General features: G+C 71.6%; 17 protein-coding genes and 1 pseudogene. 3 read left to right on the top strand and 15 right to left on the bottom strand.

All coding sequences use genetic code 11. The annotated features are described in order from the left end of the window. Nucleotides 1–16: 16 nt before the first annotated feature. Nucleotides 17–514, top strand: a complete 498-nt coding sequence (locus ACFWRO_RS13040) for a winged helix-turn-helix transcriptional regulator (RefSeq protein ID WP_384508620.1) — start codon at nt 17–19, stop codon at nt 512–514. A gap of 10 nt (nt 515–524) precedes the next feature. Here the strand turns inward: ACFWRO_RS13040 and ACFWRO_RS13045 are convergent, their stop codons facing one another. The 7 genes and pseudogenes from ACFWRO_RS13045 to dhaK all read right to left on the bottom strand — a co-directional run bounded on the left by ACFWRO_RS13045 (nt 525) and on the right by dhaK (nt 6,311). Continuing rightward, nucleotides 525–1,088 carry a TetR/AcrR family transcriptional regulator gene (locus tag ACFWRO_RS13045; protein ID WP_384508623.1) on the bottom strand — a complete coding sequence of 188 codons (564 nt, stop codon included), beginning with the start codon at nt 1,086–1,088 and terminating at the stop codon, nt 525–527. Between the two features lie 452 nt (nt 1,089–1,540). Beyond that, nucleotides 1,541–1,621: pseudogene (locus ACFWRO_RS13050) on the bottom strand (hypothetical protein); the annotation flags it as partial. A 124-nt stretch (nt 1,622–1,745) separates the two neighbouring features. Next, complete coding sequence (locus ACFWRO_RS13055) at nt 1,746–2,924, bottom strand: GTP-binding protein (RefSeq protein ID WP_384508626.1); 1,179 nt, start codon at nt 2,922–2,924, stop codon at nt 1,746–1,748. Nucleotides 2,925–2,928: 4 nt separating this feature from the next. Continuing rightward, on the bottom strand, nt 2,929–3,099 hold the full coding sequence (gene rpmF, locus ACFWRO_RS13060) for a 50S ribosomal protein L32 (RefSeq protein WP_007267665.1): 171 nt from the start codon (nt 3,097–3,099) through the stop codon (nt 2,929–2,931). A 155-nt stretch (nt 3,100–3,254) separates the two neighbouring features. Beyond that, on the bottom strand, nt 3,255–4,043 hold the full coding sequence (locus tag ACFWRO_RS13065; protein WP_384508629.1) for a crotonase/enoyl-CoA hydratase family protein: 789 nt from the start codon (nt 4,041–4,043) through the stop codon (nt 3,255–3,257). A gap of 64 nt (nt 4,044–4,107) precedes the next feature. Beyond that, nucleotides 4,108–5,250 carry a dihydroxyacetone kinase subunit DhaL gene (gene dhaL, locus ACFWRO_RS13070; protein WP_384508632.1) on the bottom strand — a complete coding sequence of 381 codons (1,143 nt, stop codon included), beginning with the start codon at nt 5,248–5,250 and terminating at the stop codon, nt 4,108–4,110. A 65-nt stretch (nt 5,251–5,315) separates the two neighbouring features. Continuing rightward, the gene (dhaK, locus tag ACFWRO_RS13075) at nt 5,316–6,311 is read right to left on the bottom strand and encodes a dihydroxyacetone kinase subunit DhaK (RefSeq protein WP_384508635.1); all 996 of its coding nucleotides are present in this window, start codon (nt 6,309–6,311) and stop codon (nt 5,316–5,318) included. Nucleotides 6,312–6,709: 398 nt separating this feature from the next. Here dhaK and ACFWRO_RS13080 point away from each other — a divergent pair, with 398 nt between their 5' ends. Further along, entirely contained in the window at nt 6,710–7,831 is a 1,122-nt protein-coding gene (locus ACFWRO_RS13080; protein WP_384508638.1) for a glycerol dehydrogenase, read from the top strand. Nucleotides 7,832–7,878: 47 nt separating this feature from the next. Here the strand turns inward: ACFWRO_RS13080 and ACFWRO_RS13085 are convergent, their stop codons facing one another. Continuing rightward, a complete protein-coding gene (locus ACFWRO_RS13085) occupies nt 7,879–8,592 on the bottom strand; it encodes a heparin lyase I family protein (protein ID WP_384508641.1) in 714 nt (237 codons plus the stop codon). 82 nt (nt 8,593–8,674) lie between these two features. Continuing rightward, complete coding sequence (locus ACFWRO_RS13090; RefSeq protein ID WP_384508644.1) at nt 8,675–11,095, bottom strand: polysaccharide lyase 8 family protein; 2,421 nt, start codon at nt 11,093–11,095, stop codon at nt 8,675–8,677. Nucleotides 11,096–11,317: 222 nt separating this feature from the next. Here ACFWRO_RS13090 and ACFWRO_RS13095 point away from each other — a divergent pair, with 222 nt between their 5' ends. Then, nucleotides 11,318–12,385 carry a LacI family DNA-binding transcriptional regulator gene (locus ACFWRO_RS13095; protein ID WP_384508646.1) on the top strand — a complete coding sequence of 356 codons (1,068 nt, stop codon included), beginning with the start codon at nt 11,318–11,320 and terminating at the stop codon, nt 12,383–12,385. Nucleotides 12,386–12,480: 95 nt separating this feature from the next. Here the strand turns inward: ACFWRO_RS13095 and ACFWRO_RS13100 are convergent, their stop codons facing one another. The 6 genes from ACFWRO_RS13100 to ACFWRO_RS13125 all read right to left on the bottom strand — a co-directional run bounded on the left by ACFWRO_RS13100 (nt 12,481) and on the right by ACFWRO_RS13125 (nt 21,991). After that, nucleotides 12,481–12,834 carry a hypothetical protein gene (locus ACFWRO_RS13100; RefSeq protein ID WP_384508649.1) on the bottom strand — a complete coding sequence of 118 codons (354 nt, stop codon included), beginning with the start codon at nt 12,832–12,834 and terminating at the stop codon, nt 12,481–12,483. A gap of 251 nt (nt 12,835–13,085) precedes the next feature. Then, nucleotides 13,086–13,901 (bottom strand): xanthine dehydrogenase accessory protein XdhC, encoded by an 816-nt coding sequence (xdhC, locus tag ACFWRO_RS13105; protein WP_384508652.1) that lies wholly within the window; start codon nt 13,899–13,901, stop codon nt 13,086–13,088. Between the two features lies 1 nt (nt 13,902). Further along, nucleotides 13,903–16,272, bottom strand: coding sequence for a xanthine dehydrogenase molybdopterin binding subunit (gene xdhB / locus ACFWRO_RS13110; protein WP_384508655.1), 2,370 nt, complete (start codon nt 16,270–16,272; stop codon nt 13,903–13,905). After that, nucleotides 16,269–17,768 (bottom strand): xanthine dehydrogenase small subunit, encoded by a 1,500-nt coding sequence (locus tag ACFWRO_RS13115; RefSeq protein WP_384508658.1) that lies wholly within the window; start codon nt 17,766–17,768, stop codon nt 16,269–16,271. The genes xdhB and ACFWRO_RS13115 overlap by 4 nt, the downstream gene beginning before the upstream one ends. A gap of 412 nt (nt 17,769–18,180) precedes the next feature. Then, entirely contained in the window at nt 18,181–21,651 is a 3,471-nt protein-coding gene (locus ACFWRO_RS13120) for a hypothetical protein (RefSeq protein WP_384508661.1), read from the bottom strand. A 106-nt stretch (nt 21,652–21,757) separates the two neighbouring features. Beyond that, nucleotides 21,758–21,991 (bottom strand): ferredoxin, encoded by a 234-nt coding sequence (locus tag ACFWRO_RS13125; RefSeq protein WP_384508664.1) that lies wholly within the window; start codon nt 21,989–21,991, stop codon nt 21,758–21,760. Between the last annotated feature and the right edge of the window lie 2 nt (nt 21,992–21,993).

A 21,993-nucleotide genomic window follows, 5' to 3' on the forward strand; every position in this document is an offset into this window, starting at 1 on the left:
CCTCTATGCTGAGGCCATGAGGCGGACCTCTTTCGCGAACTGGCCGTGCTCGGTCGCGCGCACCATGGACATGCTCGGGGACTGGTGGACGCCGCTCGTCCTGCGGGAGGCCTTCTACGGGATCAAGCGGTTCGACGCGTTCCAGCAGGAGCTCGGCATCGCCCGCAACACCCTGACCGACCGTCTCCGCCGCCTCGTCGATGAAGGCCTCATGGAGAAGCAGGCCTACCAGCACGAGCCGGTCCGCTACGACTACGTCCTCACGGAGAAGGGCCGCGACTTCTTCGGCGTGCTGGCAGCCATGAACACCTGGGGCAACCGCTGGCTCAGCGGCGAGCAGGGACCGCCGGTGGTCTTCCACCACGACCGCTGCGGTCACGAGGGCGACGCCGAGGTCGTCTGCGCCTCCTGCAAGGAACCGATGACGGCCGACGACACCCACCCACGCCTCGGCCCCGGCTACCCCCAGCACCTCGCCGAACGCCCTGACATCCGGCGCCGCTTCACCACCTGAGAGGGCTGTCTCACGACGGCCGTTTGAGCAGGGTACGCAGCACAGGGCGGGCGGCGTCGACGGCGTCGACGCCGGGTGCGGGTCGTAGCGCCCCGCTGATCCATAGATTCGCGAAGCCGTGCGCGACGGACCACGCGGCGAGCGTGGTGTGCTCGGGGGCATCGTTCGAGCCGGCGGCCGCCGCGCCCGCCCCCTTGCGGAGCACGTCGCCGGCGCGGGTCTCCGCCTGCTGGAGGGCCTCGTCGTCCGCGGCGTAGAGGCTCGGCTGGAACATCACCGCGAAGTGGACCGGATGGTTGACCGCGAAGTCCACATAGGCCAGGCCCGCGGCGAGGAAGTCCTGCTCCGCGGCTTCCAGGGCGTCGGCGAGCAGCGTGAACCCATCGGTGGCGATGGCCGTCAGGACGCCGGTCTTGTCGCCGAAGTGGTGGGCGGGAGCCGCGTGGGAGACCCCCGCGCGCCGGGCCAGCTCGCGCAGGCTCCACCCGTCGAGACCGGACTCGTCGATCGCCGCTACGGCGGCGGCGACGATCGTCCGGCGTAGATCTCCATGGTGGTATCCGCTCTTACGCATAGGCGCGATCCTCTCAACTTGTCATTGACAAGATACCGCACCGGGCTTACGTTCGACTCAAGAACTTGACAATGACTAGATCCGCTAGATCCGCCAGATCGGACTAGATCGGACTAGATCCACAAGGCCCACTAGATCCGGAGCGCGAAAAAAATGACACTGATCGTTCTCCTCGCCTCGCTGGCCCTGCTGCGCGGTCTCGGCGCGCTCGGCATACAGCGCTTCGCCACCTGGCCCGCGGCGGCGGCCCATGCGGTCGCGGTCATGCTGTTCCTGACCGCCAGCGCCCACTTCGTTCCGGCGGGGGCCACGTTCATGCCGAACCATGGCGACCTCGTCGCCATGGTCCCGTCGGCCGTACCGTTCGCCTCGGCGATGGTCTACCTCACCGGTGTGCTCGAGCTCCTCGGCGCGGTCGGGTTGATCATCGGCCGGACCCGCCGTGCCGCCGGCTACTGCTTGGCGCTGCTGTTCGTCGTCATGCTGCCGGCGAACATCCACGCCGCCGTCGCCGAGATCCCGTTCGCCGGCGAGCCCGCCTCGCCGCTGTGGCAGCGCGTCCCGGAGCAGGTCCTCTACATCGCCGTGACGCTGTGGGCCACTCGCGGCGCACGACCGCTGCCCCGCCTCACCTCAGTGCTTCGCGAGCCCGTTGATTCAGGCCGCCGTTGAATCCGCGGGTTCGTGTTCGCAGGCGTCGTCGATGCCGTACGTCTCCCAGGCCGGGAAGTCGTCGTCGGCTGGGACGGGCTCGTCCGGGCGGAGGAGGCAGGCGTCCAGGGCGGCGCGCAAGGGGGCGGGGCGCAGGCCGGTTCCGATGAACACGAGCTCCTGGCCTTGCTGCGTGCCGGGGCCGCGGGCGCCGGAGGGCTCGAAGCGGGCGACCGCGCCGGCCTGGGACCACAAGCCGGTCACGCGGGGGCGGGTCGCGAGCCAGAAGAAGCCCTTGGAGCGCAGGATCCGACCGTGGGTCCCGCTGTCGAGGCCCTCGGTGACGAAGGTCCAGAGGCGGCCGGGGTGGAAGGCTGCGTCGGAGCGGTACACGAGTGAGGAGATGCCGTACTCCTCGGTCTCCGGCACATGGTCCCCGTTGAGCTCCTTGACCCAGCCGGGGGCCTGTTGGGCGCGCTCGACGTCGAACAGGCCTGTGCCCAGGACCTGTTCGAGGGCGACCTTGCCCCGTACGGCGGGCACGATGCGTGCCTCGGGGTTGAGGCGGGTGAGGGTGGCACGCAGCCGTGCGGCCTGGTCCGGGCCGATCAGGTCGAGCTTGTTGAGGACGATGACGTCGGCGAACTCGACCTGGTCCATGAGGAGATCGCTGACGGTGCGCTCGTCGTCCTCGTACTGGTCGAGCCCGCGCGCGGCGAGTTCGTCGCCGCCCTCCAGTTCGGGCAGGAAGTTCGCGGCGTCCACGACGGTGACCATGGTGTCGAGGCGGGCGAGATCGCCGAGGGTGGCGCCGTCGTCGCGGGGGAAGGAGAAGGTGGCCGCCACCGGCATGGGCTCCGAGATACCGCTGGACTCGATGAGGAGGTAGTCGAAGCGGCCCTCCCGGGCGAGTCGGTCCACCTCCTCAAGCAGGTCGTCGCGCAGGGTGCAGCAGATGCACCCGTTGGTCATCTCGACCAGCCGCTCCTCGGTGCGCGAGAGCGAGGCCCCGCCGCCGCGGACGAGCGCCGCGTCGATGTTGATCTCGCTCATGTCGTTGACGACGACCGCGACGCGCAGGCCTTCGCGGTTGCTCAGGACGTGGTTGAGCAGGGTGGTCTTGCCCGCGCCGAGGAACCCCGAGAGAACGGTGACGGGCAGCCTCCCGTCGTTCGTACCGGCCATGGGGTCAGCCCTCGGGGCGCAGCAGGCCGCGCTCGTACGCCTTCACCAGGCGCTGCGGCACCTGGTAGACCGAGCCGTCGACGGTGATCGGCACCAGCTGAGGGGTGGTCGCCTTCCACTGCGCGCGGCGGTGACGGGTGTTGCTGCGGGACATCTTCCGCTTGGGGACGGCCATCGGATCTCCTGGGTGTGGCGGCGGCGGTGCTGTCCCCGAGACCGTATATGAAAATGGATTCCATTAGCAAAAGAGGGTGGTGTGGTCCGCTCGGCCCGGCCGGGAAGGTGTCAGATTCCTCGCCGACCGTCGACCGGTCAGTCGCCTCAGTCACCTCAGTCGCCGAAAGAGCCGTGCCTTCCCTGGCCCGCGGTGAAGCGGGCGGCTCCCGAGACCGTCTCGCCGGCCGACAGGGGCACCATCCCGTGCCGCAGCTCCGCCGCCAGGGCCTCGGGCTCGGGCAGCCCGTGCTGCTCGCGTACGGACAGCCGGTCGTGCCGCAGGCACAGCTGGGGGAAGGCCGCGATCTCCCGAGCGAGTTCCTCCGCCGCCGCCCGGGCCTGGCCCGGCGGGACGAGGCGGTTGGCGAGGCCCATGGCGTACGCCTCGGGCGCCGGTACGGCGCGGCCGGTGAGGATGAGGTCCATCGCGCGGCTCTCGCCGATCAGCCGGGGGAGTCGGACCGTACCGCCGTCGATCAGCGGCACACCCCATCGGCGGCAGAACACGCCGAAGACCGCGTCCTCCTCGGCCACGCGGAGGTCGCACCACAGGGCGAGTTCGAGCCCGCCGGCCACGGCGTGGCCGGCGACTGCCGCGATGACCGGCTTGGAGAGGTGCAGCCGGGTAGGGCCCATCGGGCCGTCGCCGTCCGGTTCCACCCGGTTGCCGCGCTCGGTGCCGATCGCCTTGAGGTCGGCGCCCGCGCAGAAGGTCCCGCCCTCGCCCCACAGGACGGCGACCGAGGCGTCGGGGTCCGCGTCGAACGCGCGGAAAGCGTCGGCCAGTTGGCGGGCCGTCGGTCCGTCCACGGCGTTGCGGGCGGAGGGCCGTGACAGCACGACGGTCGTCACGGGCCCCTCACGCTCGACGCGGACGGCGGGGTTCGCTGAGTCATCGGTCATGGCCGCATTCTCGCGGGGCCGCGAACCGGGGGCCAGCGATCAGCGCGCCTACGGGCAGCGCCTCTCAGCCCTTGCGGTAGTTGCGCGCGTCCTCGCCCGCCGCCACGACCATGTCGATGTCCCCGCCCGCCGAAGCGGTGACGACGACGCCGACCGCTCCCTCGACGAAAGGCGCGTCCACGATCCGGGAGCCGGCCGGCATGGTGCGTTCGTCGCCCTCGCCGAGCAGCGCCTGGACGGTGAGTACCGCACTGCCCATGTCGCAGAGGATCGCGACACCCTTGCCCTCGTCGGCCTTCAGAGCCGCGGCGTGGATGCGTTCCGCGCTCGTCCCGATCCGGCCGTCGTCGGTGCCGCCGGCCGCCAGTACCGGGGCGATGTCGCCGGAGCCGACCAAGGCCTTCGCCAACTCGGCTGTGGCCTCGGCCACTTCACGGCTGTGCGAGACCAGCACGACGCCGACGCGCCCACCACCCGACCGGGGTGTGCTCCGCACCGCTTCGACGGACTCCTGCGGCGACGCGGCGGCGGTCGGCTCCGGCTGCCACGAGGAGTCCGCCGCGATGGTGAGGGCGTCGAAGAGCAGTACGACGGAGTTGGCGCCCGCGTCCTGATGGCCGATGGAGCGCTCGCCGAGGTAGCTGGCCCTGCCCTTGCGGGCCTGCATCGGGCCGGTCGCCTCGGCCCCTCGCTCGGCCGCCGCGCGAGCGGTCCGCAAGGCCTCGGTCAGCGGGGTACCGGCCGCCAGTGCGCCGTCGAGGGCGTCGAGTGCCGGGAGCAGGGCGTCCAGCAGCGTCGCATCACCGGCAACCGCCCCGCCGAGCTTGCTCACCGCCTCGGCTCCCGCACGCAGCGAGGACGCGAACTGCTCGCCGGTGACAGCGGTCTCGGAGCCGAACCGCTTGCCGGTACGGCGCAGAGCCATGCCGAACAGCGGGCCGGACGCGCCGCCGACGGTGTTCGTGAGGGTGGTGCCGGCCTGCCCCAGGAGCTCACCGGGAGTCACCGCCGGGGACTGGTCGGCGGCGACGCGTGCCGCGGCGAAGCCTCGCACCATGTTCGCGCCGTGGTCGCCGTCACCGATCGCCGCGTCCAGGGCGGTCAGCCGTGCTTCGTCCCGCACGAAGAGCTGGGCGGCCGCCGTCAGCCAGCGGCGGAAGTACGCGACATCGAGAGCGGGGTCGGGGGTGGGGGCAGCAGCCGTCACGGGATCGTTCTTCCTGATGGGGGGCCTGCGGGTGGGGGAGGGGGAGGGGGCCGGGTGGCGGGGCTTCAGACGCCCCAGCGCAGAGAAGGCGTCTGCACCGGCGCGTCCCAGAGGTCGAGCATCGACTCGTCCGCGCGGCACAGGGTCAGGGTGCAGCCGGCCATGTCGAGGCTGGTGACGTAGTTGCCGACCAGCGAGCGGGCCGTGCGGATGCCGCGCGCGGTGAGAATCCGCTCGACCTCGGCGCGTACGACGTAGAGCTCGACCGGCGGGGTGGCGCCCAGGCCGTTGACGAGGAGGATCACCGGGTCGCCGTCCGCCTCGGGGAGGTCTTCGAGGATGGCGTCGAGCATGATGTCTGCCGTCTCGGCGGCGGTGGTCAGGCGAGCGCGGCGGCGGCCCGGCTCGCCATGGATGCCGACGCCGATCTCGATCTCGTCCGCGCCCAGTTCGAAGTTGGGGGCACCGTTGGCGGGCGTGGTGCAGGAGGAGAGGGCCACGCCGAAGCTGCGGCTGCGCTCATTGGTCCTGCGGGCCAGCGCGGCGACCTCCGCGAGCCGGGCACCGGTCTCGGCGAGGGCGCCGGCCAGCTTCTCCACGAAGAGCGTCGCGCCCGTGCCTCGGCGGCCCGCACCCTCACCGCGGGCGACGGCCACGTCGTCGTCCACGACGACGGTCTCGACCGCGATGCCCTCGTCGTCGGCGTCCTCCGTGGCCATGCCGAAGTTCAGTATGTCGCCGGTGTAGTTCTTGACGACGACCAGCACACCGGCGCCGGAGTCGACGGCGGTGATGCCCTCGTGGATGCGGTCCGGGACCGGTGAGGTGAAGACCGGGCCCGCGACGGCGGCGTCCAGCATGCCGTGGCCGACGAAGCCCGCGTGCAGCGGCTCGTGCCCGCTGCCGCCGCCGGACAGGATGCCGACCTTGCCCGGAACCTTCCCGCCGGCCCGTGTGACGATCCCGGCCTCCGCGTCCACGTTCAGCTCTCGATGCGTCGCCGCCATGCCCCGTAGTGCGTCGGAGACCACGCTCTGAGGAGTGTTGATGAGCTTCTTCAAGGCGGGTGTCTCCCTCGTGCGGCTTTACTCGTATCGAAATTGTCGCGGCGGCGCGGCGGCGCGGTTGCGGGGCGGCGTTCGGCGCCCGCGGCAGAACTGATGACGGGAATATCGGAGAGGTATGTCGAACCGATTCTCACCCGCACGGTTCGCCCGAGGAACGAGGCGTTGGTCCCCATGGCCATGGGCGAAGGTCCTCACCTCGCAGGCCCCTTGGCAATCTCGCCCGCATTCCCATTCGCCATCGTATTTGGAGCTCAAAATCCCTGTGCCATACTCCATTCGAAGGCTCCGTGAATCCTCCGGATGCCCGTCTCTCAGTTCCTTCCCTGATTCTTCCGCCACAGCAGGAATTAGCGCAGGGCAAGTAAGCGCCTGGCCCCCACAGGAGGTCTCCCTTGAACACCGTCACCACCCGCGTCCTGATCAGCCCGCCCAAGTACGTCCAGGGCGCGGGCGCCATGCGGGAGTTGGGTCAGCACGTCTCCCAACTGGGCGACCACGCACTGGTCCTCGCCGACGACGGCGTGTGGGGCTTCGCCGGGGAGACCGCGGAGAAGTCCCTCGCCGACGCGGGCGTCCGGATGACGCGGGAGACCTTCGGCGGCAAGTGCACGCAGGTGGAGATCGACCGGATCGTGGCCCGGGTCCGCGAGGTCGGCGCGAACGTCGTGATCGGGATCGGCGGCGGCATGACCGTCGACACCGCGAAGTCGGTCGGCTTCATCTGCGACGGCATCCCGTCGGTCAGCGCCCCCACGGTGGCGTCCACCGACGCGCCGACCAGCGCGCACGCCGTCATCTACACCGAGGACGGGGCGTTCGACCGGTACTTCTTCGGCCTGCACCGCAACCCGAACCTCGTCCTCGTCGACACCGCGTACATCGCCAACGCCCCGAGCCGCTTCATCGTCTCCGGGATGGGTGACGCCCTGGCCACCTGGTACGAGGCCCGCGCCTGCGTCCAGGCCCGGAGTGTCGCGATGGCCGGAGGCCTGGCCACCGACGCGGCCCTCAGCCTGGCCCGGCTGTGCTGGGAGACCCTCATGGAGTACGGCGTCCAGGCCAAGACCGCGGCCGAGCAGCACGTCGTGACCCCCGCCCTGGAGAAGGTCACCGAGGCGAACACGCTGCTCTCCGGGCTCGGGTTCGAGAGCTGTGGCCTGGCCGCCGCCCACGGCATCCACAACGGCTTCACCGCGTCGCCGAACACCGGCGCCTTCATGCACGGCGAGAAGGTCAACATGGGCACCCTGGCCCAACTGGTCATGGAGGGCTCCCCGACCGAGGAGATCGACACCTTCCTCCGCTTCAGCCACGAGGTCGGACTGCCCACCACCCTCGCCGAGATCGGCCTCGCCGACGCGGGCCGCGAAGAGCTCCTCGCCATCGCCCGCGCGGCCACCGCCGAGGGCGAGACGACGCACAACATGCCCTTCGCGGTCACGCCCGGCATGGTGCTGGACTCACTCGTCGCCGCGGACGCCTACGCCCGCGCCTACGCGAAGAAGCACGGCTGACCCGGGCGGGCGGGCGTGCTGCTCCTTCGAAGTGCTCGTACGGTGGTTCAGTCGACGTCGGCGCGCGTCGTCCCCATCTTCAGGCCGTCGACCCAGTGGACCGACTCGACGTCGAAGATGGTCGAGCCGTACGAGCCCCAGCGCGGGACGTTGCCCTTGAGGTCCCAGGTCCGGGCGTTCTGACGGTCGACGACCAGTTGGCCGTTGACGTACAGGGCGAAGGAACCGCTCGTCGAGGTCTGGGCGTTGATGCCCAGCTCGATCTTGTTCCAGGTGCCCGGCGTCCAGGCGACGCTGCCGGCGGAGATCCACTGCTCGCCCGGGGCGACGTACCAGATCTTCAACCGGCTGTCCTCGACCTTCATGAGCACCGGGTAGTTCTGGTCGTGCTCCTCGCCGGTTCCCCAGGACTTCCACTGGAACACGGTCTGGGCGTTGCCCGTCTTGGTCATGGACTCCCAGCCGAACCAGTACGTCCTGCCGGACGTGAGGGTGCGGCCGGCGATGCCGTGCCCCTCGCACCGCTCGGAGCCCGCCGCCTTGGTGAAGCCGAAGATCTTCCCGCGACCGTCGCTCCAGTCCGGCTGGTACACGTACGAAGGGGAGTCGCACAGGATCGAGGCGAACACGGCGGTGCCTCCGTTGTCCGCGTCGCCGTCCCATTCGACCGCGGCGTGCGCCGGTGTCGCGAGGACGAGGGAGAGCGCCGCGGCGAGGGGGAGTGCGGAGCGGGCGACACCGTGGACGTTGCTGAGACGCATGGATTCCTCCGGTGGGGTGAGGGGAGCGGGATTTCGCGGGAGGCGCCCGCCCCGGCCTGGGCAGGCGCCTCCCGGGCTTGGGTCAGCCGAGGCGGACGGTGATCTTCTGCGGGGCGCCGGCCTGGCCGGTGAGGTCGCCGAAGGTGAGCTTCAGCGACGAGCCGACGGTGGTCGCGGCGGTGACCGTGGCGGGCTTCGAGAGCACCTTGCTCACTCGCCGGTTCCAGACGACGTCCAGGGACGTGGCCTGCCGCGCTGGATCCGAGACGACGATGGTCGCCGTGCCGTTGCGGTGCTCCCGTACGAGGACGGAGGCGGGGGCACTCGCACGGAGCCTGTCGACGGTGCCCGCCGACCAGAAGTTGACGGCCGTGAGGCCCAGCTTCGGGACGCGTACGCCCTGTTGGCCGGCCGAGTTGGCGAGGATCCGCAACCACCGCCTGTCGCACGCGCGTTGGGCCGTGGCCCGGGCGCTGGCCCCGGGCAGCAGGACGTAGGCGTAGTCGCCGTCGGTGGGGTCGACGCCGTGGTCGGCGAAGAGGGTCAGGTAGCGGCGGGTGATCGGGTCGGGGGAGCCACCGGAGTTGATGTCCCGCCAGGAGCCGGTGCGTTCCTCGCGTACGGCGTGGAGCCTGGCCCCGCCGGGGAAGACGTACCCTGCCTGTCCGGCGATGTGGGCCCACTCGGCGTCCTCGAAGGTGCCCGTCCACCCCTGCGCCAGTGACTGCGCCTTGCCGTCGACAGTGAGGACCGGGGCGCCGGTGGCACCGAGCGCACGGTTGTCGACGGTCGTCTCGACGGCGTGGCCGTCGGCCGCGCTGATGCCGGCGCCGAGGCAGACGACGGAGTCGTCGAGGAAGAACCAGGACTTCCTGGCGACCATGGTGCTGGAGATGCCCTTGAGGTGCTGGCCGACGGCGGCGTACTCGCCGTCGCTGGTGCCGCCGACCCAGGCGGCGTCCGGCATCGGCTGTCCCCAGTTGCCGCCCTCGCCGTCGGCCAGCGGCTTGCGCGAGGCGGTGATGCCGGGCAGGCGGTACGGGTCGACGGTGGGCCAGTAGGCGTCCGAGTACTGCTCAAGGCCGAAGTCACTGCCCCACCAGGAGAGCCAGCCGGCGCCGGTGTGGTAGCCGCGGGCGTGCTCGCCGTTCCCGAACTCGTAGTGGGCGATGCGGTTCGAGGCCATGGAGACGGAGGCCGCCCAGTCGCGCCGGCGGTGGGTCGCCCGCGCCATGTTGTGGAACAGCCGGTGCTCGACGGGCTCGGGGGCGGCCTTGACCGAGGTGTCGTCCTGGAGCGCCTGCAGGAGCGAGGCCCTGATGAGGCTCAGGCCGGGGTTCTTCAGCGCGGGGTAGTGGTAGTCGCGTTGCAGCCAGCCTTTGACCATCGCGCGCCAGCGGGCGTTCTCCTCGGGGCTCGCGCCCTGGCCGAGCAACAGGATGGTCGCCATCAGGCCGTGGGCGCGCTGGTGTTCGTTGGTGCCGATGCGGCTGATGCCCCGGCTGCTGACGTTGTCCATCATCAGGCCGTTGTAGATGAAGGGGGCGACGGCCTTCTCGATCGTGTCGAGGAAGACCTGGGTGCCGGCGCCCGTCACCTCCCAGCTCGACCCGCGCAGCAGCGCGAGCAGCCGGCCCACACCGTCGTGGAGCACCGCGCCGTAGCCGCCGATGTAGGGGACGTTGCGGTGCTGGACGAACGACCCGTCGTCGTAGAAACCGTCGCCCGAGGTGACGTAGGGGAACACCGGGGCCAGCGCCTGGGACGCCCGTGCGATCTTGCCCGCGTCCTTGCCGACGATCCCGCGCAGGATGACCCCGCGACACAGGTCGACCCGATTGGCACCCGTACTGGTTCCCGTGTACGAGTCGAAGACCGAGTCCGGTACGAAGGCGTCCACGGCCCGGCAGTAGCCGGCGATCCGCTCCGCCGACAGGTGCTCGTACATCAGCACGCAGGTGTCCATCAGGGCCTGCGGGGCGCCGATCTGCCAGTTGTACCAGTTGCCGTAGCGCGTGGTGTTCTCGTTGTAGACCTCGGCGCGGAGGTGGTCGAGGCCGGTGAGGATCGCGTCACGGAGGCCGGGGTCCCCGGTCAGTCCGGTGCCCGGCTGGGAGTACGCCTCGGCCATGGTGCGCAGCCGGTTGTAACTGTCGTTCATCGTCGCCGAGAAGGCGTACGACTCGGCGTCGAGGTCGGGCTCCGGGTCGGTCCAGGAACGGCCGGGCCAGAGCGAACCGCTCGCCGGGGCCATGGTCGCGGCGAAGCCGGCCGCGGTCGTGCCGAGGGTGGTGAGGATGGTCCGGTACGGCTCGGCCGTCGGGCTGAAACCCGTACCGAGGATGAGGTCGCGCCACTTGGCGCGCAGCAGGTCGAACTCGGCGTCGGACGCGGGGACTTCGGCTGCGGCGGACGGGTGAGCGAGCGCTCCGTTGAGTCCGAGGGCGAGCGCGCCCCCACCGGCGGCGTGGAGGAAGGTGCGGCGGCGCCAGGGAGATGGCATGGGAGACGACCTTTACGGGAGGAGCGCGTCGTTGCCTCGGCGCTGTCGCTGGCTCGTAAGCGTGGGGTTTCTAACACGCTGAAAATCAACAAGGCAACGGTTTGGACAGAAACAGCCGATGGTTGTCCGTACAGACACAAACAATCAGAATCGATCGACGACCCTGAAGGTTGCTCGCTACACTGCGCCTGAACTGGGGTGTCCTAGGAGGGGAGCGGGACAGTGCACGCGGAACACAGGCACCAGGCGATCCTGCGGAGGCTACGGGAGGAGGGCTCGCTTCGAGTCAGCGACTTCGCGGCCGAGTTGGGCGTGTCTCCGGTCACGGTCCGCCGGGATGTGGAGATCCTCGCCGACCGTGGCCTTGTCGCCCGGGTGCACGGCGGGGCCATGCTCCCCGAGACCTGGGCGGAGACGGCTCCCGCCGAGGCGGCTTCCCACGCGCCTGCGCGCCCGGGCCGGGAACGCGTCATAGGTCTGATCGTGCCGGCGGCCGACTACTACTACCCCGAGGTGATCAAGGGCGCGCGGGAAGCCGCCGCCGCTCGGAACGTCCGCCTGATCCTCGACATCTCGGGGTACGACGCCGACGAGGAGCGCGCGCAGGTCGAGCGGATGATCGGCGACGGGATCGACGGGCTGCTCGTGGTCCCGTCGGGGCCGCGCGGCTGGTACGAGGAACTGCCCGTCCCCGTCGTGATCGTGGAGCGCCGCCCCGACGCGGACGAGGCGGCCGGGATCGACCACGTCGTCTCCGACCACGTCCATGGAGCGCGCCTTGCCGTACGGCACCTCGCGGACGCGGGCCGCCGCCGCCTCGTCCTGCTCGTCCGCGGGACGAGCCCGACCGCGCAGTGGATCATCGAGGGCTTCGAAGCCGGGGTACGCGCGGCGGGCCTCGAAGCCCCCGGTACGGCACCCGTCCTGGACATCCCCGACGCGAGCCCTGGGAGCCGGGAGTACGACGGCCCGATCGAGGAACTGCTCGACGCCGTGGCGGAGGGCCGCGTCGACGCCGTCATCGCCCACCCCGACAACGTGGCACTCGCGCTGCTGCGGCGGTTGCGCGCGCGGTCGATCCAGGTGCCGGGCGACCTCGCGATCGTCGCGTACGACGACGAGGTGGCGGGCCTCGCCGACATCCCGCTGAGCGCGGTCGCCCCCGCCAAGTACGAAGTCGGCGCGTCCGCCGTGGACTTGCTGGTACGCAGACTCGACCAGCCGGCCGCCCCCCGACACCGCCTCTTCGTACTTCCGCAGCTACGGGCCCGCTCGTCGAGCGGCGGCTGAGCGCTTCGTCGGCGCCGGGCACGCCGTCGATGCCCTGGGGCTTGGGCTCGGGAACGGGAACCCAAGCCCCGGAGTCTTCAGAAGGCCGAGCGCGTTCAGCAGTTGACGTAACCCATGGAGTACGTCACCGTGCCCCAGATTCCCGAGAAGGAGAAGTTCTTCTTCGCGCCCTTGGGTCCGACCCACGGACTGTGGATGGCGCCGCCGCTGGTGTTCAGGATCACGTACGGACACCGTCCGTCGGCCTTGGTGTCCTCCACCCAGCCGGACACGACACCGTCGGAGCAGTGTGTGCCGGAGCCCTTGCCCTGCCCGCTGCTCACGGTCCAGTTCTGGCAGGTCGCCGCGGACGTGGGGGAGGGGGAGGCCGCGTGCGCGGTGGGTGCGGTGAGGGTCATTCCGATTGCGGCGACGCCGAGAACGGTTGCTGTGGCCAGCTTTGATTTCATGAGGCCCTCATTCCTTTGTGGTTGATGGATGCGGGAATGTGCGGGTGCTTTCCGGATCGACTGGAAAGGTAGCCTGAAGCCCCATGCGATGGCCTTCTCAGTACAGGCCAATTCGCGGCCCGGGTGGCTGAGTTGAAGTTCTTGAGGCCTGCTCGGCCAATTGGCGGATATTGGCGTCGGCGCATAGGAAAAGCCTCGAAGTCGCTCTGGCGAGCCGCCGCCAGGAAAGCCTGGACCCGGGTCCCCCGCCCTCAGCCCCCTTCCGATTCGAACGTGCGGAGCAGGTCCGCGGCGACGCTCACCGCGATCGTCGCGGGTTCCTTGCCCGTGATGTCCGGCAGGCCGATCGGGGTCTTGATCCGGTCGATGGTCGCGTCCGCGTGGCCGCCCTCCGTGGCGAGGCGTTTGCGGAAGCGGGTCCACTTGGCCGCCGAGCCGATCAGGCCGATCGAGCCGAGGTGGGTGGTGCGCAGGGCCGCGTCGCACAGGGCGGCGTCCTCCGCGTGGTCGTGGGTCATGATCAGGACGTGGGTGCCGGGCGGCAGGTCCTCCAGGACCTCCTCGGGCAGCAAGGGCGTGTGGTGCACGTGCACCTGCGCGACCGCGTCCGCCAGGACGTCGAGCCGCTCCTTGGTGAGGATGTCGGCGCGGCTGTCGATCAGATGGAGGTCGAGGTCCTGGCGCGCCAGGACGCGCGCCAGTTCGAGGCCGACGTGGCCCACGCCGAAGATCGCCACCGCCCGTACCACCGGCAGCGGTTCGAGCAGCACCGAGACCGTACCGCCGCAGCACTGCACGCCATGCCGGTTGGTCACCTTGTCGTTCAGGGCGAAGTCGATCAGCTCCGGCTCCGGCGCCGGCTTGGGTACGGAGATCATCTGCCGGGCCCGATCGATCGCGACGGCCTCCACGTTGCCGCCACCGATCGAGCCCCATGTCTCGGTCCGCCCCACCACGAGCTTCGCGCCGGCGTCGCGCGGGGCATGGCCGCGCACGGTCGCGACGGTCACCAGTACGCCGGACTCCCGGCGTGCTCGCAGCCGTGCGACCGCGGCGACCCATGTCATGTCAGGCACCGCTCAACACGTCGGCCCGCCGCGGGGAGACGCCCTCGCGAGCCGCCTCGATCGCCCAGTACACCGCCTCCGGCGTCGCGGGCGAGGCCAGTTCGACACCGACCCCGCTCGGCCCGAACGCGGCGGCGGCCTGCCGCAGCGCCTCGCGCACCGAGAACGCCAGCATCAGCGGAGGCTCACCCACCGCCTTCGAACCGTAGACCGCGCCCTCCTCGGTGGCGTTCTGGAGCAGCGTCACGTTGAACTCCTCGGGCATCTCCGAGAAGCTCGGCAGCTTGTACGTGCTCGCCGCCTGGGTCAGCAGCCGGCCCCGGTTCGGTCCCTCACCGGCGTCCCAGCGCAGGTCCTCGAGCGTCAGCCAGCCCGCGCCCTGCACGAAACCACCCTCCACCTGACCGATGTCGATCATCGGGGACAGGCTGTCGCCGACGTCGTGCACGATGTCCACGCGCCGGATGCGGTACGCGCCGGTGAAGCCGTCCACCTCCACCTCGGCCGCCGCGGCGCCGTACGAGAAGTACTTGAACGGCGACCCCTTGAACGCCTTCGCGTCCCAGTGCAGCCCCTCGGTCCGGTAGAAACCGGCCGCCGACAACTGGACCCGCTGGAGGTACGCGGTGCGCACCAGGTCGTCCCAGGCCAGCTCCGAGTCGCTGCCCAGGGTGCGCGCGACGCCCTCGACGATGCGTACGTCCGAGGCGTTCGCGCCCAGCTGGGTGGCGGCCACCCGCAGCAGCCGCTCGCGCAACTGCTCGCAGGCGTTCTTCACCGCCGCGCCGTTGAGATCCGTACCCGCGCTCGCGGCGGTCGCGGAGGTGTTGGGCACCTTGTCGGTACGCGTCGGGGCCAGCCGCACCTTGTGCGGCGGGATGCCCAGTGTGGTCGCGGCCACCTGCAGCATCTTGGTGTGCAGGCCCTGGCCCATCTCGGTGCCGCCGTGGTTGATCAGGACGGAGCCGTCTTTGTAGATCAGCACCAGCGCGCCGCCCTGGTTGAAGGCGGTGAGGTTGAAGGAGATGCCGAACTTGATGCCGGTGATCGCCAGCGCCCGCTTGGTGTGCGGGTGCGCGGCGTTGAAGGCGGCGATCTCGCGCTTGCGGTCGGCGATGCCGCCGTTCTCCTCGACCTGCCGCCAGACTGCGGTGATCCGCTCGGGCTGGGTGACCGGCTGCCCGTACGGAGTCGACTGGCCGAGCCCAGGCCGGTAGAAGTTGCGCTTCCGCAGCTCCATCGGGTCCAGGCCGAGCAGCGGGGCGCACCGGCCCATGATGTCCTCGATCACCAGCATGCCCTGCGGTCCGCCGAAGCCGCGGAAGGCCGTGTTGGAGACCTTGTTGGTCTTGGCGATCCGACCGGTCACGCGCGCGTTGGGGATCCAGTACGTGTTGTCGATGTGGCAGAGCGCCCGGGCGACGACGGGCTCGGACAGGTCCAGGCTCCAGCCGCCGTCCGCGGTGAGGGTGGCCTCCAGGGCCTGGATGCGGCCGTCGGCGTCGAAGCCGATCTTCCACTCGGCGCGGAATCCGTGCCGCTTGCCCGACATGGTCAGGTCCTGCGTCCGGTTGAGCCGTACCCGGACCGGCCGGCCCGTCAGCTTGGCGCCGAGCGCGGCGACGGCCGCGAAGCCGTGCGGCTGCATCTCCTTGCCGCCGAAGCCGCCGCCCATCCGCAGACACTGCACGGTGACCTCGTGGCTGTGCAGACCGAGGACGTGCGCGACGATCTCCTGGGTCTCCGAGGGGTGCTGGGTGCTGCTCTGGACGAACATCTGCTCGGCCTCGTCGACGTAGGCCAGCGCCGCGTGCGTCTCCAGGTAGAAGTGCTCCTGGTCGGAGAACTGGAACTCGCCGGTGAAGACGTGGGCGGACTCGGCGAAGCCGGCGTCGACGTCGCCGGTCACCATCGTGGGCCGGGCGCCGTGGAAGCTCTCCGCCGCGATGGCCTCCTCAAGGGTGATCACGGAGGGCCGTTCGTCGAGCTCCACCTCGACGGCCGCCGCGCCGAGCCGGGCCGCCTCCAGGGTCTCGCCGAGGACCCAGGCGACCGCGTGGCCGTGGAACATGACCTCGTCGGGGAAGAGCGGCTCGTCGTGCTTCATCCCGGCGTCGTTGACGCCGGGCACGTCGGCGCCGGTCAGTACGCGGACCACACCGGGCACGGCGAGCGCGGGCTCGGTGCGCAGCGCGGTGATCCTGCCGTGGGCCTTCATGACCTGGACCGGGTGGGCGTGCAGTACGTCCTTGGTGCGGTGGACCAGGTCGTCGGTGTAGAGCGCGGTACCGGTGACATGGAGAGCGGCACTCTCGTGCGGCATCGAGACGCCGACGACCGGCTTCTCGGGGCGATCGGACAACTGGCTCATGACGACACCGCCTCGGTGCTCCGCGCGTACAGTTTCAGCAGGCTCTGGCCGAGCATCGCGGAGCGATAACCGGCGCTGGCGCGATGGTCGTTCATCGGCGTCCCCGCCGCCCGCAGCACCCGCGCCGCGGCCTCGACGGTCTCCGCCGTCCACGCCTCGCCCTCCAGGGCCTCCTCGGCGGCGAGGGCGCGGATGGGGGTGGCGGCCACGCCGCCCAGGCCGATCCGTGCCTTGACGACGGTCCCGTCCTGGATGTCGAGCGCGAAGGCGACCGCGACGCTGGAGATGTCGTCGAAGCGCCGCTTGGCGATCTTGTGGAAGGCCACCACCGGCGACAGCGGCAGCGGGACGCGCACCGCGCGGATCAGCTCGCCGGGACGGCGCACGCTCTGCCGGTAGCCGGTGAAGTACTCCGCCAGTGGGACCTCGCGCTCACCGTCGGTGCCGGCGAGTACCACCGCCGCCTCCAGCGCGAGCAGTACGGGTGGACTGTCGCCGATGGGGGAGCCGGTACCCAGGTTGCCGCCGAGGGTCGCACCGTTGCGGATGAGCCGGGAGGCGAACTGCGGGAACAGCTCGGCGAGCAGGGGCACGCTGCCGTCGAGGCGGCGTTCGATCTCGGTGAGGCTCAGCGCGGCACCGATCTCGATGTGGTCGGACTCGACGCGCAGCTCCCGCAGTTCGGGCAGCCGGTCGACGGCGACGACACAATCCGCCCTTCGGGACCGGATGTTCACCTCCACACCCCAGTCGGTGGAGCCCGCGACCACCACGGCGTCGGGCCGCTCGCTGAGCAACCGCACTGTCTCGGCCAGGGTTTCCTTCCGGAGGAAGGCGCGGCCGTCCTGGGCGTACTCGGTGGCGGCCGGTGTGGGCGGGGACTGCTCGCGTCGCCGCGCCAGCGGGTCCTCGTCGGTGGGCCGACCGACGGCGAACGCGGCGTCCCGGATGGGGCGGTAGCCGGTGCAGCGGCACAGGTTTCCGCTGAGGGCGTGCAGATCGAACCCGTTCGGACCGTGCTCGGGGTCGGCGGTGTCGGCAGAGATGGCGCCCGGATCGGACTCCAACTCCGATTCCGATTCCGCGTGCGCGCAGCGGTCGGGCCGGTAGTACTCGGCGGCCATGCTGCAGATGAACCCCGGCGTGCAGTACCCGCATTGGGAGCCGCCGCGGACCGCCATCTCCTCCTGCACCGGGTGCAGGGTGGGCGGCGTACCGGGCGCGCCGGGGGTGGCGAGACCCTCGGAGGTGACGATCTCCTGACCGTCGAGCGAGGCGACCGGGACCAGGCAGGCGTTGACGGCCACCCAGTCGGTGGGCCTGTTCACCCCGGGACGGGCCACCAGGACCGAACAGGCCCCGCATTCACCCTCCGCGCAGCCCTCCTTGGTGCCGGTGAGCCCACGCTCGCGCAGGAAATCCAGCACGGTGGTGTGGGGTGCGGCCGGGGAGATCGGTGCTTCGGTCCCGTTGACGGTGATCCGCGCCGTTTCCATGACAGACCTTCGTTCCGGGGCATGATCGGTCGATTCAACAGTATTAGCCAGATTCGCCAATTTCAGGCAGCTTTCTGTGTTCAGCGGCGCCACGTGGCAACAACGGGCGCGCGAAGCGGCACGCGGCAGGGGCGTGCGCCGGCGGCGTGCGAAGAGAAGGGGGCGGTGAGGTGAAGCCCGGAACGCGCCGCGGAAGGGCACATCGGAACGGCTTCGGCGGCCGGCGTGTCAGCAGCCGTGCGCGATACGACCCGGAACCCAGACCGTGGTGTGGGCGAGGCGAGCCAGGTCAGAGCTGGTGTTCATCCGCCGGTCGCCTCCTCTCGGTCGTTCGGGCCGACGCTGACCGCAACGTAGTTGCTGATGCCACGCAGGTCAAGGAGCCGGCCTGCCCGAGGCTGGGCAGCCGGACTCAGTGGCCGCCCAGGCTCACGGCGTGCGCCGTCTCCCGTACCTCCGGCTCCCGGTGGCGGCGCAGTTCGACGACGGCTGCGCGGCAGGTGTCCGGCCAGCTCTGCCGGGCTCCGAGCGCCGTGGCGAGGCCGACGGCCAGCAGGCCTCCCACGAGACCGCCCTCGGCGCTCAGCGCGCGGATCACGGCCAGGGCGGCCGTGGGGTCGGCGAGCGGGCTGCCGTACCGGTGGACCTCCTCCAGGTCTTCGGCTATTCGGGCCGCGAGGACGGGTCGGCCCTCGGCCGCGGCGGCCAACTCGCGGAGCGAGAGCCGTAGTTCGAGCTCAGGCGCCTCCAGGTCGATCGCCCGTACGAGGAGGGCGGTGCGGGTGGCGGTGACCGCCGGTTCGCAGGCCAGTCGCCCGGCCAGGACCACGCACATCCGGTGGTTCCTGATCGACGAGCCGATGAGGGAGTGCAGGCGACGGCGGGCGGGAAGATCCCCGTCGCGCCCGCCGCCGCCCTCCGGTTCGCCGGCCGCGATCAGGGCCAGAAGCCGGTCCACGACGTCCGCCAGAAGGCTGCCGGGCTCCACGCCACCGATCGGGTGCGACAGTTCGGACTGGGCCAGCTCCGTCATTCCGTAGCTCACCCGCCAGACACTCAGGGGCGTGGCGAGGTCGGTGTAGACGTCGGCCAGCGCCGCGCCGGCCGCCGGGGTGTACCGCACCCAGTCGCGGAGGCTGAACAGGGCCTGGTCCGCTACTCCTTCGTCGCCGACGAAGGGCAGCCGGGCGACGAGTTCCCCGTACCGCGCGCGGTGGTCCGGGGCCAGATCCGCCGGGTCGACGTCCACGAGCACGCGCCGGGCTGCGTCCGGCCCGTCGGTGGCCGCCGACTCGAGCAGGGCCCACATCTCCTCGGCGGGCAGCAGCGTCGTGGCCAGACCGACGACGGCTGCTCGCACGTCCGGGTGGACGCCCGGGGCGCGGCCCACGGTGGACAGGAGCGCGGTGGCGGCGCCCCGGGGAAGGTGGCGGACGGCGAGCCGGGCGGCCGCCTTCCGTACGGTGACCTTCACCCCGCTCTCACGGGTCAGGACGTCGTGGAGCAGAGCCGCGACGTGGCTGGGCCGCGCGTGGGCGGCGGCGCGGCCGGCCGCCGACCAGGCGGCCACGGCCCGGTCGTCACCGGCGTGGTCGAGCAGGGCGCCGAGGGCGGAGGCGGGGTCGTCCGTGTGGGCGGCCGCGTCCAAGGCCGCTGCCGTCAGCGCGGGCTCGGCATCGTCGGCCGGGGTGGCGTACCGCTGGAGCAGGGCCCGTCCGAACTCCGGCACCGGGGCCACCGCCCGGAGCAGTGCGGCACGTTCGTCGAGACCCCGGCCGGGATCGTCGACGACGCCCGCGGCAAGCCGGGCGGCGGCCCGCTGCTGGCGTGGCAGCCACCTGTCGGCGTACCGGAAGGGCGGCAACGGCCGGGGAGATCCGGCCACCGGGAACCGGCCGCCGCCCGTGAGCGGGCCTTCGGTGAGCGCCTGGTCCAACAGGTCGGTGCGTTCCGAGGCGAGTACGGCGAGCACCGGAGCCAGGTGGACCGCGGACGGCTCCCGCGTCACCAGCTCGGCCACGCGGTCGCGGCGCGTCGCCGGGTCGGCCAGCCAGGCCGCGGCGACATCGCCGAACATCCCGTCCGGGCAGGTGCGCAGGGCGTGTTCGAGGCGGTCCTGGAGCTCCGGGATCCGGTACGCGCGGTGGCCGCAGGACCTGACCAGGGCGAGCAGGGGAACGACGTCCCCACGGGAGGCGGCCCGGTCCAGCCACGGGCCGAGTGCGTCGAGCACGGCGCTCATCGCGCTGCCGCGCGGCATGGTGGTGGGACCGCCGAATTCGACCGTGCCGGTGTGCGCGGTCAGCGCTTCCAGGAGGCGGACGGCGGTCCGCAGAGCGGCGCCACCGCAGGCGTCACCACCGGCGTCACCACGGGCATCGCTCCCGGCGTCCCCGCCGTCCTGGGCCCCGAGCAGGGTCACGGCCAGGGTCCGGATCGTGTCCCGGGTCCCGGACGAGCAGTCCCGGGCGCGCAGGGCGTCCAGGCAGAGCCGTTCCAGGGATTCGGCCCCGGCCTGGCCTCCGGCGGACGGGCCTGCCGCCAAGGCCGCCACGACGAGCGGCGTCGGCAGGTCGGCGAAGGCGGTGAGGGCTTCCCAGCGTACGAGGTCACGCTCGTTGGTCAGTCGGCCAGCGGCCAGCGCGAGGACCTCGGCGACCTGCTCCGGATCACGGGTGTGGCCGGCGTTGGCGACCAGCCGGTCCCAGACCGTGCCGCGGTCCTCGGCGGCACCGGTACCGACAGCGGCCATCAGCTGAGGGCGGGCCTCGGCGGGCTCCAGGAGTGCGAGCAGACCCCAGAGGTCCCAGCTCGAACCGCCTGCGGCGCGGTGCGCCTCGACGGCGGTACGGGCCCTGGTGTGCCGCTCGGCGGCCGGCAGCACGGCGAGCACCCCCGCGTGCGCGCGGACGTTCCCGCGGGGATCGCCCGCGGCGACGACGGCGTCCACGAAGCCGGCCCGGCGTGCCGGTGGCACCGACCGCAGCAGCACATCGAAGGCGTTCCGGTGGAACCACCGGGCAGCGAGCCTCGGCAGGGACGGCGGATCCGCCGCCACGAGCTGCCGCATGACCGCCCGGCCGGGGGTCCGCTCCCACCGCGCGGCCGCCCGGCGCGGGTCGGCGAGCCAGCGCGCGACGCGCTCGGCGTCCACCTCGACGAGGTCGCCGAGACGGTCCTGCACCGGACCGGGCAGGTTGTCGGGGCCGAATCGTTCCAGCAGGTCAAGTACGCGCCCCGGTGCGGCGGGCAGCGCGGCGGCGATTCCGGTGGCGTGCTGCCGCCACCAGCGGTCGCGCAGCCGCTCGGGAAGGTCGCCGAGTTCCCGCGCCGCCTGGTCGAGTACGGCGACGGGATGGCGGACGGCCAGGATGTTCCAGTCCTCGAAGGCGAGCGCCCCGGCGAGTTCGGGCAGCAGCCGCGCGGCGAACTCCGGCGAACAGCCCGGCAGCAGGCGCGCCGCGTCCTGATCGCCGTACTCGGTACGGACCCGGAGCACCAGCCGCTCGGCGAGTGCCGACCGCCGTCCGTCGCGCAGCAGCCGTGCGAGGTCGGCGCGGACCACGGCGGGTGCGTCGTCGTACGCGGCCTCGACGGCGGCGTCCGCGACGGGCATCCGCCGAGCGCCACGCAGCGCGTACCGCCGCACCACCAGGTCGGGATCACCGAGCCGTGCCGCGAGGTGCCCGAGCTCCCCACCGGTCAGCGCGGCCAGCGCGGCGAGGCGGCGCTCGTAGGGTCCGAGCCCGTCCAGCGCGACGAGCAGCGGCCCCAGCTCACCTCGATCGGCGAGGTGCCGAGCGGTGACCGCGGTGCGTCGAAGCCGGTCGGCGTGCGGAAGGGGATCGAGAACGGCGAGCAGCTCGTCGGCAGTGGAGATCATCACGGGCATTGTGCCTCGGCGCGTGAGCGTGTCCCACCGAATATCAACACGAGAGCCCCCACCGCCGTGCGGTGCGGGTTCTCGGTCCGGGGGAGGGAGCGCGTGGCTACGCGTCCTTCGGGGCCGGGGTGGTGAAGGTGATGGCTTCGGCGGGGCAGAGGCCCGCGGCCATGCGGGCGGCGGCGCGGTGTTCGGGGGACGGGGTGGGGTGGAGGAGTACCACCAGGCCCTCCTCGTCGTCCTGGTCGAAGACCTCGGGGGCCGTCAGGGCGCACATCCCGGCGCCGGCACAGCGGTCGCGGTCGACGCTGAGGTGCAGCGGCTCACGGGTGTCGGTCATGG

Source organism: Streptomyces sp. NPDC058579 (genome assembly GCF_042718575.1).
Classification (GTDB): Bacteria; Actinomycetota; Actinomycetes; order Streptomycetales; family Streptomycetaceae; genus Streptomyces.

What these genes read in the sequence shown, in the direction of transcription:
- ACFWRO_RS13040 (WP_384508620.1), top strand. Translation starts at nt 17, where the DNA reads ATGAGGCGGACCTCTTTCGCGAACTGGCCGTGCTCGGTCGCGCGCACC.
- ACFWRO_RS13045 (WP_384508623.1), bottom strand. Translation starts at nt 1,088, where the DNA reads ATGCGTAAGAGCGGATACCACCATGGAGATCTACGCCGGACGATCGTC.
- ACFWRO_RS13055 (WP_384508626.1), bottom strand. Translation starts at nt 2,924, where the DNA reads ATGGCCGGTACGAACGACGGGAGGCTGCCCGTCACCGTTCTCTCGGGG.
- rpmF (WP_007267665.1), bottom strand. Translation starts at nt 3,099, where the DNA reads ATGGCCGTCCCCAAGCGGAAGATGTCCCGCAGCAACACCCGTCACCGC.
- ACFWRO_RS13065 (WP_384508629.1), bottom strand. Translation starts at nt 4,043, where the DNA reads ATGACCGATGACTCAGCGAACCCCGCCGTCCGCGTCGAGCGTGAGGGG.
- ACFWRO_RS13085 (WP_384508641.1), bottom strand. Translation starts at nt 8,592, where the DNA reads ATGCGTCTCAGCAACGTCCACGGTGTCGCCCGCTCCGCACTCCCCCTC.
- ACFWRO_RS13090 (WP_384508644.1), bottom strand. Translation starts at nt 11,095, where the DNA reads ATGCCATCTCCCTGGCGCCGCCGCACCTTCCTCCACGCCGCCGGTGGG.
- ACFWRO_RS13100 (WP_384508649.1), bottom strand. Translation starts at nt 12,834, where the DNA reads ATGAAATCAAAGCTGGCCACAGCAACCGTTCTCGGCGTCGCCGCAATC.
- xdhC (WP_384508652.1), bottom strand. Translation starts at nt 13,901, where the DNA reads ATGACATGGGTCGCCGCGGTCGCACGGCTGCGAGCACGCCGGGAGTCC.
- xdhB (WP_384508655.1), bottom strand. Translation starts at nt 16,272, where the DNA reads ATGAGCCAGTTGTCCGATCGCCCCGAGAAGCCGGTCGTCGGCGTCTCG.
- ACFWRO_RS13115 (WP_384508658.1), bottom strand. Translation starts at nt 17,768, where the DNA reads ATGGAAACGGCGCGGATCACCGTCAACGGGACCGAAGCACCGATCTCC.
- ACFWRO_RS13120 (WP_384508661.1), bottom strand. Translation starts at nt 21,651, where the DNA reads ATGATCTCCACTGCCGACGAGCTGCTCGCCGTTCTCGATCCCCTTCCG.
- ACFWRO_RS13125 (WP_384508664.1), bottom strand. Translation starts at nt 21,991, where the DNA reads ATGACCGACACCCGTGAGCCGCTGCACCTCAGCGTCGACCGCGACCGC.